This window comes from Acinetobacter courvalinii (assembly GCF_014635545.1).
Classification (GTDB): domain Bacteria; phylum Pseudomonadota; class Gammaproteobacteria; order Pseudomonadales; family Moraxellaceae; genus Acinetobacter; species Acinetobacter courvalinii.
In genome coordinates this window covers 366,588-382,677 of sequence record NZ_BMDA01000002.1, presented here as the reverse complement: position 1 = coordinate 382,677, position 16,090 = coordinate 366,588, and the positions used below count along the sequence as shown (strand labels likewise).

15 protein-coding genes are annotated in these 16,090 nt (G+C 42.9%); 8 read left to right on the top strand and 7 right to left on the bottom strand.

The features are described from left to right. Positions 1 to 9: 9 nt before the first annotated feature. Positions 10 to 591, bottom strand: coding sequence for a histidine phosphatase family protein (locus tag IEV39_RS11395; protein ID WP_005282927.1), 582 nt, complete (start codon positions 589 to 591; stop codon positions 10 to 12). A 157-nt stretch (positions 592 to 748) separates the two neighbouring features. Between IEV39_RS11395 and aroE the strand changes: the two genes are divergently transcribed. Further along, positions 749 to 1,537 carry a shikimate dehydrogenase gene (gene aroE / locus IEV39_RS11390; RefSeq protein WP_005282925.1) on the top strand — a complete coding sequence of 263 codons (789 nt, stop codon included), beginning with the start codon at positions 749 to 751 and terminating at the stop codon, positions 1,535 to 1,537. A 58-nt stretch (positions 1,538 to 1,595) separates the two neighbouring features. Here aroE and IEV39_RS11385 read toward each other — a convergent pair whose 3' ends face one another. After that, entirely contained in the window at positions 1,596 to 3,929 is a 2,334-nt protein-coding gene (locus tag IEV39_RS11385; RefSeq protein ID WP_005282922.1) for a hypothetical protein, read from the bottom strand. Between the two features lie 239 nt (positions 3,930 to 4,168). Here IEV39_RS11385 and IEV39_RS11380 point away from each other — a divergent pair, with 239 nt between their 5' ends. Continuing rightward, positions 4,169 to 5,992 carry an acyl-CoA dehydrogenase C-terminal domain-containing protein gene (locus tag IEV39_RS11380; RefSeq protein WP_005227481.1) on the top strand — a complete coding sequence of 608 codons (1,824 nt, stop codon included), beginning with the start codon at positions 4,169 to 4,171 and terminating at the stop codon, positions 5,990 to 5,992. A gap of 57 nt (positions 5,993 to 6,049) precedes the next feature. Here IEV39_RS11380 and IEV39_RS11375 read toward each other — a convergent pair whose 3' ends face one another. Beyond that, positions 6,050 to 6,721, bottom strand: a complete 672-nt coding sequence (locus IEV39_RS11375) for a hypothetical protein (RefSeq protein WP_005282918.1) — start codon at positions 6,719 to 6,721, stop codon at positions 6,050 to 6,052. Between the two features lie 341 nt (positions 6,722 to 7,062). On the opposite strand from IEV39_RS11375, the gene IEV39_RS11370 reads away from it, so the two are divergent. Continuing rightward, entirely contained in the window at positions 7,063 to 7,332 is a 270-nt protein-coding gene (locus tag IEV39_RS11370) for a PspC domain-containing protein (protein WP_005227485.1), read from the top strand. 64 nt (positions 7,333 to 7,396) lie between these two features. Here IEV39_RS11370 and IEV39_RS11365 read toward each other — a convergent pair whose 3' ends face one another. The 4 genes from IEV39_RS11365 to IEV39_RS11350 form a co-directional block, all read right to left on the bottom strand. After that, positions 7,397 to 8,500, bottom strand: a complete 1,104-nt coding sequence (locus IEV39_RS11365) for an HPP family protein (protein ID WP_032883136.1) — start codon at positions 8,498 to 8,500, stop codon at positions 7,397 to 7,399. 120 nt (positions 8,501 to 8,620) lie between these two features. Then, the gene (locus IEV39_RS11360) at positions 8,621 to 9,037 is read right to left on the bottom strand and encodes a lysozyme inhibitor LprI family protein (RefSeq protein ID WP_005282911.1); all 417 of its coding nucleotides are present in this window, start codon (positions 9,035 to 9,037) and stop codon (positions 8,621 to 8,623) included. Positions 9,038 to 9,169: 132 nt separating this feature from the next. Further along, positions 9,170 to 9,961, bottom strand: coding sequence for a TIGR03915 family putative DNA repair protein (locus tag IEV39_RS11355; protein WP_005282908.1), 792 nt, complete (start codon positions 9,959 to 9,961; stop codon positions 9,170 to 9,172). A 2-nt stretch (positions 9,962 to 9,963) separates the two neighbouring features. Then, positions 9,964 to 11,226, bottom strand: a complete 1,263-nt coding sequence (locus tag IEV39_RS11350; protein WP_005282905.1) for a putative DNA modification/repair radical SAM protein — start codon at positions 11,224 to 11,226, stop codon at positions 9,964 to 9,966. A 191-nt stretch (positions 11,227 to 11,417) separates the two neighbouring features. Between IEV39_RS11350 and IEV39_RS11345 the strand changes: the two genes are divergently transcribed. The 5 genes from IEV39_RS11345 (at position 11,418) to IEV39_RS11325 (ending at position 16,076) form a co-directional block, all read left to right on the top strand. Further along, the gene (locus IEV39_RS11345) at positions 11,418 to 11,828 is read left to right on the top strand and encodes a hypothetical protein (protein WP_005282902.1); all 411 of its coding nucleotides are present in this window, start codon (positions 11,418 to 11,420) and stop codon (positions 11,826 to 11,828) included. A gap of 113 nt (positions 11,829 to 11,941) precedes the next feature. Then, complete coding sequence (gene glyQ / locus IEV39_RS11340) at positions 11,942 to 12,931, top strand: glycine--tRNA ligase subunit alpha (RefSeq protein ID WP_004775941.1); 990 nt, start codon at positions 11,942 to 11,944, stop codon at positions 12,929 to 12,931. Then, positions 12,931 to 15,000 (top strand): glycine--tRNA ligase subunit beta, encoded by a 2,070-nt coding sequence (gene glyS / locus IEV39_RS11335; protein WP_005282900.1) that lies wholly within the window; start codon positions 12,931 to 12,933, stop codon positions 14,998 to 15,000. Before glyQ ends, glyS begins: the two co-directional genes overlap by 1 nt. Before the next feature lie 73 nt (positions 15,001 to 15,073). Beyond that, a complete protein-coding gene (locus IEV39_RS11330; protein ID WP_032883214.1) occupies positions 15,074 to 15,484 on the top strand; it encodes a hypothetical protein in 411 nt (136 codons plus the stop codon). A gap of 157 nt (positions 15,485 to 15,641) precedes the next feature. Further along, complete coding sequence (locus IEV39_RS11325) at positions 15,642 to 16,076, top strand: hypothetical protein (protein ID WP_005282893.1); 435 nt, start codon at positions 15,642 to 15,644, stop codon at positions 16,074 to 16,076. Positions 16,077 to 16,090: the final 14 nt, after the last annotated feature.

The window sequence follows — 16,090 nt, the reverse complement described above, 5'->3', positions numbered from 1 at the left end:
TGGAGAATCCTAAAATAAAAAGATTGCGGTATTTGGGATGGGTTGCTGGATTAAATTCTTTCTAAAATCCTGCATCAGTTCTCGACTCAAAGGCTGCGGTGCATGTTTTAGCGTGAGCAATAATTGTAAAAACTGACCATGCGTAAATACGGCCAAATTCTTATGCACATATTGCTGCGCTAATTGACTTAATTTTTCATGAACACATTGCACTCGCCCATATAAGTCAGCAAAAGATTCAGCGTCATCGGCATCACGATATTCATCATCCATTCTTTCCCAATACGCATTGACCCATTGCTTACGATCATCCAGATTGGTATTGGCACACCTCCTTTCCGAAAGATAACTAAACTCATGCAAGTTGTCGTCGATTTCTGCTGTAATCTGATACTTGAGTAAAATTGGTTGTGCGGTCTGATAGGTCCTGTGGTATTTAGAAATCAGGACATGGTCAATAGGTGGTAAGGCTTCGCAAAGTTGTTTTGCCTGCCTCCAACCCTGCTCACTTAGTTCAATGGCAGCATGTGATCGTGTACGGCCATTCATATTCGCTTCACTTTGTGCATGCCGAATTAAATAAATACTCATCCTTAAAACCAGTCTCAACGTTTACAACGATCTAAAAATATCAAATCATGTTCTGGTGCTGAAATCATGCCTTCCTGACATATTCAGATGTAAATCAATATTGCAGCACTTGCCCCAAATTTATACACTTCAACTAACGCACAAGAATGATTCGCCCATGACCAAACAATTTGCTGTAATTGGAAACCCGATTGAACAATCACGCTCACCAGAGTTACATCATGCATTCGCAGCAAAAACCGGGGTCGACTTAAACTATAGAAAAATTCTTGCGCCACTGGATGGTTTTGAAGGTACGGCCAAAGACTTCTTTGCCCAGAATGGTGCGGGAATGAATGTCACCGTACCGTTTAAAGAACAGGCCTTTGCGCTGTGTGATCAATTGACTGAACGTGCCAAAATTGCTAAAGCCGTAAATACGCTTTGGATGCAGGATGGCAAACTGTATGGCGATAATACCGATGGTCAGGGTCTGGTTGCTGCGATTCAAGCACTAGGCTGGGAACTTAAAGATAGCCGTATTCTGATTTTAGGGGCTGGCGGTGCAACCCGTGGTGTGATTTATCCTCTAGTACAGGCAGGTGCAAAACAGATTGTGATTGCGAATCGTACTCTCGCCCGCGCAGAACAACTGGTTGAAGATTTAAAAGATGCTGTCCCGCAAACTGAGCTAAAAGCGATCGGTCTCGATCAACTGTCAGGTGAATTTGATTTGGTGATTAATGCAACTTCAGCAAGTTTAACGGGAGATACCTTGCAGTTGCCTGAAAGCTTGATTTTCCATCATGCTTATGAAATGGCTTATGGCAAACCTTCCAGTTTTCTCGATCAGGCCCAACAACGCCAAGTGCCTGCGACGGATGGTTTCGGCATGCTGGTGGGTCAAGCGATTGAAGCCTTCTCCATCTGGAACGGGGTTAAACCTGAGCTGAAAGATTTTTTATAATCATTTGAAAATTACATAAAAAAACAGCCTGTAGGTGACAGGCTGTTTTTGTGCTGGCTTACTTCAGATTTAACATCTTCTGATAGACCTGTTTAAAGATTTCATAATCAATAAATTCATTATGTTCAATCTTTAAGGCTTTAATGGATTGTTCAGACAGTCGGTTTTTACGTGCATCGACATAGACTTGTCCCAGAATATTTGCCGTTTGCGCAAGTAAGACTTTTTCCTCACTTGAAGCACCATTTTCTTGTTCGAACTGGATTTGGTATTGCTTGGCAAATAACTGTTGCGGCTGCTTATATTGAGCCTGTAGCTTTTTCCATGCCTGACGGTCTTGTTCACCCTGCATCGCCTCACTGACAATATGGTAAACCGAACGCCCTAAACTATCATCAAACTGGTCTTCATCTTGCAGATGATGTTTGTTTTGCAAAGTTTCAATCTTTTGCAGTGCTTTGCCTTCCGGATTATAAACATCCTCATCGGCATACCAATACGCATATACAGCAGCTATTTCCTGCAACTCTTGGCTTGAGTAACGCTGGACAATGTGTGGTGAATTTTCTGTCAATTTGGCAATGAATACCGCCTTATACGTTGGCTCATAAGCACGTGTTGCGTCGTAACGCTGCTCGGCAATAAGGTTGAGCTGATCATCTAAAGATAAGCGATATGGCTCGGCTGAACGCTCCTGAATACCCGCCTGCCCCAACTTTTCCGAGAAGCTGTTCACTGCCTGCTCAAGCATTGAACCTTTGCTGGCTTCAGCCCATGTTTTCGCCTGCTTCAACTGCGCCTGGTCAATCGGTGTGCCTTTACCATAATTGGAAATCAGCATATCGGCCTTGATATTAAATCGTGATTTCAACTCAGGCAGACCATAATTCAAATCATAGTCAATCTTTACAGCACGTCCTTTAGCATCCAGTCCAACATCCATCACAAATGGATTGCGTTTGTCGACAGGCGGTAAAGCTTTCTCAATATCCGCCTGATGTTTCAGCCAAAGTGCTTTAAATGCCTGATCATCAATAAACTGGTTTTGATCATAAACTGCGAATTCTTTTTCAACCGCTTGTAATTTCTGGATATAAGTCAAGAAACCCGGCTCTACTGGCTGATCCGAGAACACATCAATGCCATATATACTTTGACAATATTGCACATCGCCATAGGTGGTTTTTGGCGCTGTTTGCAGGGCTGTACATTGTTGCTCAGATAAACCCGCCTGCTCATCTTCAACTGCTTCCAGATCATCAGATTCTTCCGGATATTCAGATGCTTTGGGATCGTCAGCCGCTGCTGCAGCTGCACGTGCCGCCGCTGCTTCTGCCGTATCTGCACTTTCATCAGCATCAGCTTCTTCGATATTCTCAACACCGAAATGCTGATTTACAAGACGGTATAGCTGCTGGCTTACCAAGCTGGCATCATCTGCCGAATCTTTTGCGTCCAGTAACGATGCTGTAGATTTTGCCTGCTCGGCATTCGCCACTTCATCTACAACCAGTTTTTCTAAATTCTGCGCGTTCAGATTTAAAACGCTTTGCATCAAATATTTTTCATTGACCTTGCTATATAAATTCGCTTGCAGGATCAGTTCTTCAACCGAAGTTTTTAAACGGATTTTTTCCACCACGCCTGCAGCCTGATCAACGGAGGAAACGGATAAGGCCTGAATATTCTTTTGATCTGCAAGACGATAATAAACCGCACTTGATGCTTTGACATATTCAGCAAATTTTTTGTAATCCACTTGCTTGAAAGCATCCTGATATTTTGAAAAATCCAGATAGGCCAGCTTGTTCTGGTTGTCTTTATTGACCAGATAAGGCATCAAGGCAAAGTAGTTGATATAGAATTTATAATGGTTCAGATCAAGCACCATCGGTACTTTGGCCTGTACCAGCAAGGTGGGCTTTTCATAACGTGCAGTCAGGTTCAAGGAACCCATTTTCTGGCGATAATGCACCGAACCCTCATATTCAAACTGCATCTCATTCAGGATATTGGCCATGACTTGGGTAAACTTATCGGCCTTGGAGCGACCAGCACTTTTCTGTTGCTGCGCCAGTGCGGTATACAAAGCCTGCTTCTGTTTATTGTTTAAGTTGACCCTTTGCTCTCGTAAGTATTGATCCACTTTTTGCTTGAGTGCCGGTTCTAAAGATGCAGGTTCAGCTTTTGCAGTATTTTTACTTGGCTCCTGATCAACATGAATATTGAATTTGCCACGGTAGTCATAGCTTGGATATTCGTAGATGGCATTCAGGCTATTCACTGCCTTCTGCTCGAGGTTGACCGTCGCTGGATTGGTTTTAATGACATGTTGAGAACAGGCCGAAAGACTGAGACCCATTAAACATAAAGTTAAATATTTTAGACGCATAGCTTTACCAAACACCTTTATATCATTATATTTTCAAGTATAGAATTAAGTATTTTTCACGTTTAATATAAGTTTAAACACCCACAGAAAAGTGATTTTTCCATCTCCCTCAAATCCAGGAGATTCGCTTTTCTGACATTCTTTTCCCCAGTGATTATCAATGTATTTTTATCACCATTGTGAATAATCAAAGTATCGAAACAGATAATCCAAAATGATTCAAATACAGGATTAAGATTATGCCAGCTTATAAAGCCCCGCTCCGTGATATTCGTTTCTTAATGAACGAAATGTTAGATTATCCAGCACATTACCAAACTTTGACAAGTGGTCAAAATGCGGATGCTGATACAGTTGATATGATTCTTGAAGGTGCGGCAGATTATTGCGAAAACGTACTTTCTCCGCTTAACCAGTCAGGTGATGAAGAAGGCTGTACGTTTAATAACGGTGAGGTAACCACACCGAAAGGCTTTAAAGAAGCGTATGACCAGTTTGTGATGGGTGGCTGGCAAGGTCTTTCTTATCCGGAAGAATTTGGCGGTCAAGGCTTGCCAATGTCTTTAAACCTGATCAAATCAGAAATGATGGGAACCGCGAACTGGTCTTTCACCATGTACCCAGGTTTAAGTACAGGTTGTATGAACACCATCATGCAGTTTGGTACAGACGAGCAAAAAAATACCTATATGCCTAAACTGGTTGAAGGTACCTGGTCAGGCACCATGTGCTTAACCGAGCCTCAATGTGGTACAGATTTAGGTCAGGTAAAAACTAAAGCAGAACCAAATGCAGATGGTACCTATAAAATTTCTGGGACCAAAATCTTCATCTCTGCGGGTGAACACGATTTAACTGAAAACATCATCCATATCGTATTGGCTCGCCTTCCAGATGCGCCTGCAGGTACACGTGGTATCTCTCTATTCATCGTGCCTAAATTCATCCCGACTGCGGATGGTGGCGTGGGTGAGCGCAATGCAGTGTCTTGTGGTTCTATCGAGCACAAAATGGGGATCAAGGCCTCTGCAACTGCCGTGTTGAACTTTGACAATGCCACAGGTTACCTGATCGGTGAGATCAACAAAGGTTTACATGCGATGTTTACCTTTATGAATACAGCACGTATCGGTACCGCAGTACAAGGTATTGCACATGCTGAACTGTCTTTCCAGGGTGCTTTACCTTATGCCAAAGACCGTATGTCAATGCGTGCCCTTTCTGGCAAGAAAGAGCCTGAACGTGTAGCTGATGCGATTATTCACCATGCTGATGTTCGTCGTATGTTATTGACGCAAAAAGCAATTGCTGAAGGTGGTCGTTCAATGATCTACCATGCTGCAAAACTTGCGGACAAAATGACAGATGCATTGGTCAGTGGCGATCAGGCAGCTTATGAAGCTTATGATGACAAGCTTGGTTTCTATACGCCGATCTTGAAAGGTTTCTTGACCGAAATGGGTCTAGAAGCAGCTAACCACGGTATGCAGGTTTACGGCGGTCATGGCTATATCCGTGAATGGGGTATGGAACAAATCGCACGTGATGCACGTATCTCAACCTTGTATGAAGGCACAACAGGCATTCAGGCACTCGATCTGATTGGTCGTAAAGTCCTGTTAAGCTCTAAAGGTAAAGTGGTTCGTGATTACACGGCTGAAATCCTGAAATTCTGTGCTGCCCACGCACGTAACAAATACCTCCGCCGTTTCGCATGGGACTTAACCAAGCTTTGCGCACAATGGAACACTTTAACTGTTCGTATCATGCTGGCTGCACGTAAGGACCGTGATATCGTATCTTCAGCTTCTGCTGATTTCTTGATGTTCTCTGGCTACGTCATGATGGCTTATTTCTGGGCGCAACAAGCAGTGATTGCCTCTGAGAAATTGGAAGCAGGTAACGGCATTGAAACTCCTGAATTCTATAAAGCAAAAATCAAGGTTGCTGATTTCTACTTCGACCGTTTATTACCACGCGCTCAAGGCCATGCCGAGTCAATGGTAACAACATCTCGTACCTTGACTTCACTGGCACCAGAACACTTTAGCTTCGATTACTAATCCGGGCTGTAAAAAAAGAGCGCTCATTGCGCTCTTTTTTTATGATAAAAACAATTTTTATTCTACTCTTTTAAAGACATAGGCTTGCTGCGGAAAAGGATATTCTTTAAAGAACTTACGGTTATTGCCATTGCCTTCATTCCACATCTTGTCCAGATTTAATACCAGATCCTGCTGCTGATTGATCTGATAGTAAAGATTTAGATCTGCGGCATCACAACGCACCATGATCTCATTCAGTTCTTTATGAACATGCCAGTGCACCTGTTTACAGGTTTGTTCGATCTTGGCCACACTACGTGTTGGATCGGAACCGAGACGCCCAAAGCTGGTATTGGTCCAGTACACTGAACCATCACTTAATAAATTCAGGATATATTCAGCTTCTTTTTCATTATTTACACAGCCTGCAAAAGGGTCTGTACATGGAATGCGGGCATGATAGCGACCGACATAGATCAGATCGGCTTCCGAGGGTTGACTATGATTATCTTGACGCACCACAGGGTGTGGCAAGGTGGCTTGTCCAGCAACCTGATTGAGCGACATCGCTTCTGTATCAGAAGTTGCTTGCTCTTGTTCATCTGCGAGTACATAACTCGCTTCATGATCCGATTGCGTCTGCGGTTGTTGTCTTACAGGTTCCGGATGATGACTATCACACGCCATCAAACTTAGACTCAATAAGACTCCTACACTAAGCTGCTGTAAGGATAACCTGAACTGCATATCTACAAATCTCTAACATCAACATCGCTATCGCGTACTTTTCACGCTGTCCCCTAGGTTTTTAACAGGACTTCATTGAGTGCTGCTACATACCTGTGATAGGTAATGTAGACCGTCGCAATAGGATGGAAATAGCAAATTAACAAAGCAGTGTGCTTTAAGTCGGTGCATTTTAGGCGATACTGTTGTTTTTTCCAGCAAGAATTTACACAACTTAACTAATCTCTCATCTGTTTAAACTTTAAAAAAAATTCATCGCCCATATCTCTTAAATAACAGCAGCTCTTCAACTCATATTTTACTTTTTGCTGCCATTTCATGAATTTAAGGAGATACACTCGATGACCAACTCTGGTTTATATCGCTCAAACCAACAAAGCATGATCGCTGGTGTGATGGGCGGTATTGCGGAACGATTTGGTTGGAATGCAAATTTATTACGCCTGATCTTTGTTGTGATCTCGATTATGAGCGCCGCTTTCCCGGGTATTTTGGTGTACCTCATTTTATGGCTGGTCATTCCAAAACGTCAGCAAGCGCGTGTTGACCATGTTCAAGGCTATAACCAGCCTGTGAAAACTGTCTATGAAGACCAAGGCATAAAACGTTAATTTCTCACTTTCCTTTTTGGTCGCTACGGTTGAAATTACCCCTAATCCAACCGTAGCTTTTTTTTTAACTTAATTTTTGATTCAGTTGCTGCTGTAAGGCCGCAATCATATCGGCACGACTGATAATGCCGACCAGCCGCTGGTTTTCAACCACTGGAATATAGTTAAAAGACTTTTCTACAAAATAAGGCACCAAATCCTGAATCGGCTGTAACGGATCAACCGTCACTACTCTCCGGCTCATAATCTGTCGCACAAAATGCTGCCATGAATTACGTGGATCAGTCGCGCCCTTAAACCATTCCACCACTTCGTATAAAGCCAGCGTCCCGACCAGTTTTTCCTCTGCATTGACCACAGGCAAACTCATCAGGTTAACCGCCTTGAATTTATCTACGGCTTGATGGATATCATCATTTTCATGCAGTTTAATCACGTCCCGACTCATAATATCCTGACAGACAAATGAATTGACCAGTCGCTCATTGGCATGCTCTTGCGCTTCTAAAATGATTTTTTCCAGATCATATTGGCTAATGTCTAACAGCTCGGTGTGATGTTCTAAAGCATATTCAATATCTTTCGGCTGGATCGAGACTTTCTGTGTCGGTGTCGGGTCTTTAGAGCGCTCATTAACATGTGCAGTCAAAGGATAATGACGCCCAATCAAACGGTTAAACACCACCGCGAAAACCAGTAATAAAATCGAGTTCAGCAGCACCGGATATAATATAAAATGAAAACCCAGCCGATGGACTGCCTCCCCGCCCAACACGGCGGTAATCGCCACTGCCCCACTGGGTGGATGCAGCGAATCTGTGGTCATCATCATAAAAATTGCCAGGCCAACGGCCACACTAAAAGCAGTGGTCATATCAGGCAATAATTGAGTACAGGCAACCCCAATCAAACCTGCCAGGGTATTACCGACCACCACATTCCACGGTTGCGCCAAGGGGCTATTGGGTACCGCAAAGAGGAGCACTGAAGAAGCGCCCATCGGTGCAATATACCAGGCATTCATGCCCCCTAGCACATACCAGCTGATGAGTGAGGAAATCGCCAGACCGCATAAAGCACCCACGCCTGACAGCATCCTCTCCCTCAAAGGCAGAACTTTATAATTAGGTTTAAGCAGATTTAGCCAGTCTGATTGGGTAGAGCTCACAATGCACCTTGCTGGAATAGTGTTGTTTTATTCGAGGCAGAAGTATACGCCGACTCAAGCTGAAGGTGTATTTAAATTATAGTTTTAGATTATGAGTAAAGCTGTTGAAAATAAATTTTATCAGTTCAGATATTCTTTTAACTGCTCAATTCGCTCGCCATATTTTTGCATCGGGCAAAACTCATACATCGGCGAGCCGATATAGGCACCCGCATTACGGCATTCCTGATCCACAAAGTTTTTCCACAATTGTTGTGATTTCATAATGTCGTTATAGCGTTCAGGCTGCTGATATTCTTGACTCTGCTTCTTGATTTGGTCGAGTAATTGTACGATCTGCTTGCTATATAATGTTTTGGTTCTGCTACTACAGATTTCCACCACGGCATTATTGATATTACCCAGTCCCAATTCCTGAATGGTTTCATCCACACAAAGGCTATAAGCATCGGTAGATTTATCCGGTGTTTCCGCCATGGCCTCCACATTTAAACAGGTCATTGCTAGTAATAGGCATTTAAAACTTAATTTGTTCATTTTATAGCTCTTGGTTTTGTCATTTTTAAAATCGTGTTCAAGAAGTAAGGACGAGCTTATTTTTTACTCAGATTCAATTAAAAGTGCAAGTGGCTCTCAAGCACACTTCTTTTCAGGTCCCTCGCCCAAGCATTAAAGATACTTTTCATTCAGATAACGCCAGTATCGTTTTGGCAAATATTGCACATGGAGCTTGATATTCTGCCGTTCTTTAATATTGACGCTATTGAAGTAATCTTTCCATAACTGATCATATAACGCTTCCTGCTCATCCAGTTCTAACTGGAAGCTTTGACTAAAGCCCGTTTCGATATTACGGTCGATCTCATTCACCTCCATCGAGACTTCATGAATCTCATGCAAGTCATAATACAGCCCATATTGGCGCTGCTCATCATAAATCAGCCAGCGTTGATCCTGATAACGACGTTTAAAATGCGGCTGAATGAGCGGCAATACATTAAAATCTGGTCGTACCAAACTCAGAAACAACCCATCCGAGGTTTTCTTAAAACGTATAAATGCCTCCATACGGTGTTTTTCACGCCCGACCTTTTTGGTCCATTGCGCAATAGCCAGCACACTAGGATGTGAATAGTCTTTTTCAACGGAAACTTGCTGCTGGAACACATACATACAGTAATTAAATAAATGCTGATAGGCCTCCAGCGATTCTGATAAAGACGTAAAATAGAATTGTCTCAAGGCCGATTGCGATAGTTTCTGTTGCAGGCCTGCCCAGACCCGTTGCGCCTGCTGTTCATGGGTCGGCACCTCAATCAGACTGGCAAACAGGCCATGTTGGACCTGATTGTGCAGACACAGCTGCACCTCAAATTCTTTGAACTGAAAGGCCCGAAAAACACAACTCAGCAGTCCCGCCATGGAACCATCAAAGCAATACGCCACTGGATCAGTGAACACGCTTAAAAGCCTAAACTCAGCTGCGGTGAAAGTTGTTGCACGTATTTTGAGGAACCCTGTGTCAGGATTTGCTGACGGATATAATGAGGAGAGAGTTCTTTCTGAAAACGTGGGCTGTCTTCACAGCGAATAAAAAACTTTGCCCGCGAATAGACCACACCGAGCTGTTTCAATAAATCGATATGGATTTTGCCAAAACGTCTTGCCTGCACAATTTTCTTGGCTGATTTCACCCCGATGCCGGGCACACGCAATACCATCTGATAATCGGCACGGTTTAAATCCACCGGGAACTGTTCAGGATGGCGTAAGGCCCAGCTCAGTTTCGGGTCAATATCCAGATCAAGATGCGGAAAACGCTCATCTACAATTTCATTGACCTGAAAGCCATAAAAACGCATCAACCAGTCACTCTGATATAGTCGGTTTTCACGTAATAGCGGTGGCGCTGAACCCACAGCCGGTAAATAATGATTCTCGGTATTGATCGGAATATAACCCGAGAAATAAACCCGTTTAAGTTTAAATTCCTTATAATGCCGATCCGCCATTAACAGCACATCCTGATCGGTTTCCTGATGCGCCCCCACCACCATTTGTGTGGTCTGTCCCGCAGGTACGTATTTTGGCACATGCTTGATCACCTGTCGCTCATCCTTCAACTGAATCAGGCGATCGCGAACCAGCCCCAAATCCTTTTGTACTTCCTGATGCGATTTTTCAGGCGCAAAGGTTTTCAGTCCGGCTTCTGTCGGCATTTCCAGATTGATACTCATCCGGTCGGCATATAGCCCTGCTTCATGAATCAGTTCTGGGGAAGCACCTGGAATGGTCTTGAGATGAATATAACCATTGAAATTTTCTTCAAGACGCAGCTTCTTCACCACCTGCAGCATGCGCTCCATGGTGTAATCTGCGGACTTGAAAATACCTGAACTGAGAAATAGCCCTTCAATATAGTTACGACGATAGAAATTAATGGTCAGGTCAACCACTTCCTGCACAGTAAATGCCGCACGTTTTACATCATTAGAACGGCGTGATACGCAATAAGCACAATCAAAAATACAGACATTACTGAACAGGATTTTTAGCAAGGAAACGCAGCGTCCATCTTCAGTATAGCTATGGCAAATCCCTGAATGGCTGGCATCTCCAAGCCCCTTGCCTTTGTTTTTACGGTCACTGCCACTGGAAGAACAGGACACGTCATATTTGGCAGCGTCCGCTAAAATTTGCAGCTTTTCACGAATGCGATCAGACATTTCAAACGACCTGAAGAAAACAGAGAAGATCGTTTAAAAATTAACATGTCCACGGTGTGAAATTAAGAGCATGAGAGATGCTACACGTCATGGGGTGACGTGAGGATTTTCCTCTTCAGTACAGATTGTTGATTTCAAGGGAATATAATCTATCTATAATAAAATGTAGAAAACTTTATCTCTTCCATCTTATGTACAATTTTTTATCTTTATTGCCGAGCTTATTTTTAACCTTCCTACTAGCCGCCTGTAGCTCTAAAAATGAGCCCGAATTCATCGAAGTAAAGACTTTTCAATCCACTCAAAGCCCATATTTTATAAAAGCATTTACTTTAATTAAATATGACAGAACATGTTTTTTACAGACATCAGCAGTTCTTGAAGATGGAACTGAAATCAATAAAAACTGGGGGTTCATGCAGGGTAAGGCATTTTTAGTCGATGATAATACACCGAGAAATCCACCCCAAACCTCCTCTCGAAGTTCAACTGCTGATCAACAGATAGAAAAATACATTCAACAAATGAAAATTAACCAAGAAATTACCTATATGAAAGGTTTGCTCTCTGCCAAAAGTAGAAATGAATGCGGAATAAAATAACTTTTTTTTATTTCTGATCAGAACTTGTGAGTGAAGCGCTCGAAGCCTTTGCCACCCACCACCAAAATCCTTATACTTAAGCACAATTTTTGTTTGATTCCAGTGGATGCACCATGAGTCGTGCTATATCGCATATTGATACCTTTCAGGGCTTGATTCTTGCCCTACAAAACTATTGGGCGGAGCAAGGCTGCGTCGTATTACAACCATATGATATGGAAATGGGCGCAGGGACATTCCACACTGCAACCTTCTTACGTGCGTTGGGGCCAGAAACCTGGAACGCGGCTTATGTTCAACCTTCACGTCGTCCGAAAGACGGTCGTTATGGTGAAAACCCGAACCGTTTACAACACTACTATCAGTTCCAGGTGGTGCTTAAACCAAACCCGGACAATATCCAGCAGCTTTATCTCGATTCATTAAAAGCAATCGGCATCGATACACTGACACACGATATCCGTTTCGTGGAAGACAACTGGGAATCTCCAACACTTGGCGCTTGGGGCTTGGGTTGGGAAGTCTGGTTAAATGGTATGGAAGTGACTCAGTTCACTTACTTCCAGCAAGTCGGTGGTATTGAATGTTACCCAGTAACAGGTGAGATCACTTACGGCTTAGAACGTCTGGCAATGTACCTGCAAGGTGTAGACTCAGTTTACGATCTGGTCTGGACTAAAGGTCAATTCGGTACCGTAACTTATGGTGATGTATTCCATCAAAACGAAGTTGAGCAATCCACCTATAACTTCGAATACGCACCTGTCGATAAAATGTTTGAACTGTTCGACTTCTATGAAGCTGAAGCCTCTCGTTTAATCGAAGCTGAATTGCCACTTCCTGCCTACGAACAGGTGATCAAAGCATCGCATTGCTTTAACTTGCTCGATGCGCGTGGTGCGATTTCCGTGACTGAACGTCAGCGTTATATTTTACGTGTGCGTACTTTGGCACGCTCAATTGCACAAAGTTATGTGGCTGCCCGTGCCAAACTTGGTTTCCCGATGGCAGAACCGCATTTGCGTGATGAAGTATTGGCTCAGCTCAAGGCACAAGTTGAAGCAGAAGCAGCCCAAGCTGAAAAAGCGAAGGAGAATAAATAATGACCAAGCATACAGTTTTATTCGAACTTGGCTGTGAAGAACTTCCACCAAAAAGCTTAAAAACCTTACGTGATGCACTCAAAGCAGAAACTGAAAAAGGCTTAAAAGATGCGGGCTTAAACTTCGCTGCTATCGAAGCGTATGCTGCGCCACGTCGTTTAGCATTAAAAATTGTTGATATCGATGCAGCTCAGGCAGATACACAAAAACGTTTTGACGGCCCTGCTGTACAAGCGGCTTATGATGCTGAAGGCAAACCGACCAAAGCACTTGAAGGCTTTATGCGTGGTCAAGGCATTACCGTTGACCAGCTTTCGACTTTCCAGGCAGGTAAAGTTGAAAAAGTGTGCTTCCTGAAAGATGTCAAAGGTCAAAGCCTAGACGTTTTACTGCCGCAAATTTTACAGACTGCACTGGACAACTTGCCAATTGCAAAACGTATGCGTTCTGCTGCAAGCCGTACTGAATTCGTTCGTCCAGTCAAATGGGTGGTATTGCTGAAAGATGCTCAAGTGATTGATGCAACCATTCAAGATCATAAAACAGGTAATGTGACCTATGGTCATCGCTTCCATGCACCTGAAGCTGTGACTTTGGCACATGCGCATGACTACTTGGCAACGTTAGAACAAGCCTATGTGGTTGCTGATTTTGAAAAGCGTCAAACCACGATTCAAGCACAAGTGAAAACCTTGGCAGATGAAGTCAATGCCACTGCAATTGTGCCAGCAGACTTACTTGATGAAGTGACCAGTCTGGTTGAATGGCCGGTTGCTTTACGTGCGACTTTTGAAGAACGCTATTTGGCGGTTCCGCAAGAAGCGTTGATCACGACCATGCAGGATAACCAGAAATATTTCTGCTTAATCAATGCCGAAGGTAAATTACAGCCTTACTTCATTACCGTTTCAAATATTGAGTCTAAAGATCCGGCTCAAATTATTGAAGGGAATGAAAAAGTGGTTCGCCCTCGTTTGTCCGATGCGGAGTTCTTCTTCTTACAAGACCAGAAGCAACCGCTTGCGTCTCGTAAAGAAAAATTAGCCAACATGGTCTTTCAGGCACAGTTGGGTACGCTTTGGAATAAATCTGAACGTATTGCCAAACTGGCGGTGGCATTGTCGCCAATTACCGGTGCAAATGCAGTCGATGCAGAAAAAGCAGCGTTATTGGCTAAATGCGACTTAACCTCTGAGCTCGTGGGTGAATTCCCAGAACTTCAAGGGATTGCAGGCACGTACTATGCGCGTCTTGAAGGTGAGAATCATGAAGTTGCTGAAGCTTTAGGTGAGCAATATTTACCTAAGTTTGCAGGCGATGTATTACCGCAAACCAAGACGGGTACAACCATTGCCCTTGCGGACCGTTTAGATACATTGGTCGGTATTTTCGGGATTGGTCAGGCACCAACAGGTTCGAAAGACCCATTTGCATTACGTCGTTCTGCAATCGGTATCTTGCGTTTAATCATTGAAAATGAATTAGACATTACGATTGAAGAATTGGTGAACTTTGCCTTGCAAGGTTATGGCGACATCATCAAAGATCATGACAAGACACGTACCGATGCAGTTGCTTTCCTTGAAGGACGTTACCGTGCTAAATACGAAGATCAAGGCGTTGCGGTTGATGTGATTCAGGCGGTTCAAGCACTTGCACCAAAATCTCCTCTTGATTTTGACAAGCGTGTGACTGCGGTCAATCATTTCCGCACCTTGCCAGAAGCAGCTGCATTGGCTGCGGCAAATAAACGTGTTGCCAATATTCTTGCTAAAGAAGCAGCGCCTGAAGGTGCTGTGGTTGAAGCGAATCTGGTTGAAGCGGCTGAAAAAGCACTTTATGCAGAGCTTCAGGCATTAACACCTGTAGTTCAGCCATTGCTTGCTGCACGTAACTACACAGAAGCCTTGTCTAAGCTTGCTGCGCTTCGTGCACCAATCGATGCCTTCTTTGAAGGTGTAATGGTGATGGCAGATGATGCAGAATTAAAAGCCAACCGTTTACGTTTACTGGCTCAGTTGCGTGATTTATTCACGGCGATTGCAGATGTAAGTGTATTGCAGGGTTAATTTACTTTTTTATAAAAACCCGCTTTTAGAAGCGGGTTTTTATTTATTTTCTTTTAAAAAGATCTATAAGCATATGAATAAATACGTTCTATCATTTCTTCTTATACTCACTATGGGGCAAACTGGTTGTAATTCTAACCCTAGTTCCAAAGCCCAGCCCGAGATAGAAAATCATCAAAATATACAAAATCCTATTGCTATTGGAATGGCTCGCAGTGAATTTATTAGCAAAGTGATTACGCCAAGCTCAAGTAAATTAATCGGCGATCAACGGATCGATACTTTTATATTTTATAAGCAAGGCAATACATCCAAACGATTGGGACAAGCGTTATACAATGGTTTAGTCGCAAGTACATTACCGTTTGATTCATTAATAGAAACGATATCAATACCTGAATCAGCGACTAGAGGCGCTAAGGTAATTATTCAAGTGATCTATGACTCATCGGATCGTGTAGAAAAGGTTGTAAGGATCCAATAAATCAATTTGCGCAACCTGATGTATCCACAATTATCACATTCATTAAAGATACCATCGTGATGACGAATTTCAGTGCATAAAGGTAAACTGATATTTGAAGCCTTCCAAAAAACCTGTTAGTAATAGCAGGTTTTTTATGTGCATTAAATTTATATAAATGTCTCAATCTAAAAATTATTATCGTATCGATATCATTATTGCAGCTATACATGCCGCTTTACTCTTGATCGGTTGGGCAAGCTATACACGCTTTCCATTCATTCGAACTAAACCCGATATGAGTGGACTGTTTTTTATGATCATTTCTTTTTTAGGCGGAATGATTGCACTGATTATTTTGGCCGTCGTATTACCGCGTTTAGATCAATCTGTCAGCCAATTAGCACTCAAGAAATTTTTATATGCCCTGCTCTACTGGATTTCGAGTAGCATTATTTTTATTCTATTCAGTAATACCCAATGGCTATTTAATCTCCCCTTAGCTTGTATCCTTGTTTTTGCACTGGTTTTTTTTCAGCTCAATCTATCTGTCTGTTATACGTTTGGCAAGTTTACGCAAACAAGACTATTTTATTGTGCTCGGTATTTTTAGTTGCTTATTTCTCT

Excerpts from the sequence above, each read along its gene's own strand:
- aroE (WP_005282925.1), top strand. The coding sequence starts at position 749 with ATGACCAAACAATTTGCTGTAATTGGAAACCCGATTGAACAATCACGC.
- IEV39_RS11385 (WP_005282922.1), bottom strand. The coding sequence starts at position 3,929 with ATGCGTCTAAAATATTTAACTTTATGTTTAATGGGTCTCAGTCTTTCG.
- IEV39_RS11395 (WP_005282927.1), bottom strand. The coding sequence starts at position 591 with ATGAGTATTTATTTAATTCGGCATGCACAAAGTGAAGCGAATATGAAT.
- IEV39_RS11380 (WP_005227481.1), top strand. The coding sequence starts at position 4,169 with ATGCCAGCTTATAAAGCCCCGCTCCGTGATATTCGTTTCTTAATGAAC.
- glyQ (WP_004775941.1), top strand. The coding sequence starts at position 11,942 with ATGAGTCGTGCTATATCGCATATTGATACCTTTCAGGGCTTGATTCTT.
- IEV39_RS11325 (WP_005282893.1), top strand. The coding sequence starts at position 15,642 with ATGTCTCAATCTAAAAATTATTATCGTATCGATATCATTATTGCAGCT.
- IEV39_RS11345 (WP_005282902.1), top strand. The coding sequence starts at position 11,418 with ATGTACAATTTTTTATCTTTATTGCCGAGCTTATTTTTAACCTTCCTA.
- IEV39_RS11375 (WP_005282918.1), bottom strand. The coding sequence starts at position 6,721 with ATGCAGTTCAGGTTATCCTTACAGCAGCTTAGTGTAGGAGTCTTATTG.
- IEV39_RS11370 (WP_005227485.1), top strand. The coding sequence starts at position 7,063 with ATGACCAACTCTGGTTTATATCGCTCAAACCAACAAAGCATGATCGCT.
- glyS (WP_005282900.1), top strand. The coding sequence starts at position 12,931 with ATGACCAAGCATACAGTTTTATTCGAACTTGGCTGTGAAGAACTTCCA.
- IEV39_RS11360 (WP_005282911.1), bottom strand. The coding sequence starts at position 9,037 with ATGAACAAATTAAGTTTTAAATGCCTATTACTAGCAATGACCTGTTTA.
- IEV39_RS11330 (WP_032883214.1), top strand. The coding sequence starts at position 15,074 with ATGAATAAATACGTTCTATCATTTCTTCTTATACTCACTATGGGGCAA.
- IEV39_RS11350 (WP_005282905.1), bottom strand. The coding sequence starts at position 11,226 with ATGTCTGATCGCATTCGTGAAAAGCTGCAAATTTTAGCGGACGCTGCC.